This is a genomic window from Parasediminibacterium schistidii, assembly GCF_046546515.1.
GTDB lineage: Bacteria > Bacteroidota > Bacteroidia > Chitinophagales > Chitinophagaceae > Parasediminibacterium.
The window spans coordinates 1-2,203 of the sequence record NZ_JBKHKJ010000078.1; the positions used below are offsets into that span (position 1 = coordinate 1).

General features: G+C 37.2%; 2 protein-coding genes. Both read left to right on the forward strand.

Annotation, left to right across the window (positions count from 1 at the left end):
• Window positions 1-623 (forward strand): SMI1/KNR4 family protein (locus ACHFIY_RS19205; protein ID WP_410847749.1); only part of this gene is annotated, 623 nt, incomplete at its 5' end.
• Between the two features lie 252 nt (window positions 624-875).
• Complete coding sequence (locus tag ACHFIY_RS19210; protein WP_410847750.1) at window positions 876-1,721, forward strand: phospholipase D-like domain-containing protein; 846 nt, start codon at window positions 876-878, stop codon at window positions 1,719-1,721.
• Window positions 1,722-2,203 lie beyond the last annotated feature (482 nt).

Genomic DNA, 2,203 nt, shown 5'->3' on the forward strand with positions numbered 1-2,203 from the left:
AGGCGCAACCTGTGCAGACAGGTTTTAAAAACATTATCTTGAAAAAATATTGGGATAAAATAGCGGAATGGATTCTTGCAAATTGCCCACCAATGCTCGACACTTTAAACACTGGTGCTTCAGAGCAAGACATCATTAATTTAGAAGATGCTGTTGGTTTAAAGTTGCCAATTGACTTTATTGAGTTTTATAAAATTCACAATGGTCAATCATTTACGCACTTGAATTTATTTGACGGCGACAGACTATTAAGTATTGACGAGATTATTTTTGAGTGGAAACTATGGAACGATGTTCTGCCAGACATTGACAACAATTGCAAAGAAATGTTTGGTGAAGCAGCAAGCTCTTCGCCAGACAAAGGAATAAAGCCTTATTGGTGGACTTCTTCTTGGATTCCTATAACATCTAACGGCTGCGGTGACAACTATTGCATTGACTTAGACCCGACAAGTGACGGCACTCGTGGACAAATTATCAGAATGTGGCATGACTTACCAAATAGAGACTTACTTGCGACATCATTTAAAAATTGGATAGATAATTATGTGACAGACTTGCAAAGTGGGGTTTATACAATTTCTAATGACATTGGCTGGGGTGGCATTGTAAAAAAAGATTGACATCAATGCGCCTAACATCCGTATTTGCGATATGGCTGGCTGGACGGAACTCACTCGGCTTTTAGTCCTTCTTTAAACTTTTGTTCCGGCTGACTGTACAATATTGGGCAGTAGGTTATATATTTGAACTTTAGAGCAGGTATTTGGCTTTAGTTATCGGCTGACCCAGCGCTATTTTCAGCCACATCCCAAATACCGACTCGTTGGCTGCAAGCAATCGCGAAATCTCAAATTTGACAATCCTTTAACTAAATGAGTTTACAATTTAGAAAAAACAGAGACATCTTTCATTTCATCTATAGTGAAATTGAGAAATCCAAAAAATCTATCAAAGCGGCTTTGGCGTGGTTTACAGACCCTGAACTTTTAAAACTGCTTCTAAACAAAAAAACACAAGACAATGTTGATATTTCAATTATTCTTTTCAACGATGAAATAAATAGAAAGCTAAATGACCTGCATTTATTGGGGGACACTGTACAATTTTCAAACATCTTGAAAATTGATTACATAATGCATCATAAATTTTGCATTATTGACGACACTAAAGTTATAACAGGATCTTATAATTGGACTGTAAAAGCACGGCGTTATAATAAGGAAAACATACTTTGTATTGAAGATGAAGCAATCGTAAAGGACTTTAAAGATGAGTTTGAGAGTTTGTCTAAAAATAGCAAACCACAAACGAGAGTTAGTCACTTGCAAATAACAAATCAAATCAATAATATTGAAGATTTAGCAATTTTAAATTTGGAGCAAGAATATAATCGTGAAATTGAAAGAAGAATTGAGGTTTCTAAAAAATTAAATATTGGACTTGATATTGCATTAGCGTATTCACTTATTACAAAACACACTGCTGTAATTGCTGCGACTTTATTAGCAACAGCAGAAAATGGTCAATATATACAATCAGCATTAAAGAAATTAGAAGAAGCAGGGCGACTTGATTTATGTTTTGAAGAATCAATTATTCGTCGAGAATATTCAATTCTTTTTGACGAAAAAACAAAACATTCAGCAAGACAAAAACTTGTACAGCTTGACTATTTTAAAAATCCAAAGTATGCAGAAAGGTGGGTTGACTACGACTGACAAATTTGCCAGCAGCCAACATCCGTATTTGCGATATGGCTGGCTTGACGGAACTCACTCGGCTTTTAGCCCTTTTTTAGCTTTTGTTCCGGCAGACCATACAATATTGGGCAGTAGGTTATATATTTGAGCTTTAGGAGCAGGTATTTGGCTTTAGTTATCGGCTGACCCAGCGCTATTTTCAGCCACATCCCAAATACCTGCTCGTTAGCGGCAATGACCAAAGCGAATTTGCATACTTCGTTTGACACAGCTTGACCACAAGACTTGACACTACAATAAAGACCTAAGCGAGTAGACTTGCATAGCTTGACACTAATTGACCCAGCAGCGAAGACCACAGCGAGTAGACCTACATTATTTGACCGACATAGCTTGACCAGATAGCGAAGAACGAAGCGGTTAGACCTATACAGCTTGACCTACTCAACTTGGCCCAACATACTAGACCGTAGCAAGTAGACCGACATTATTTGACCTAG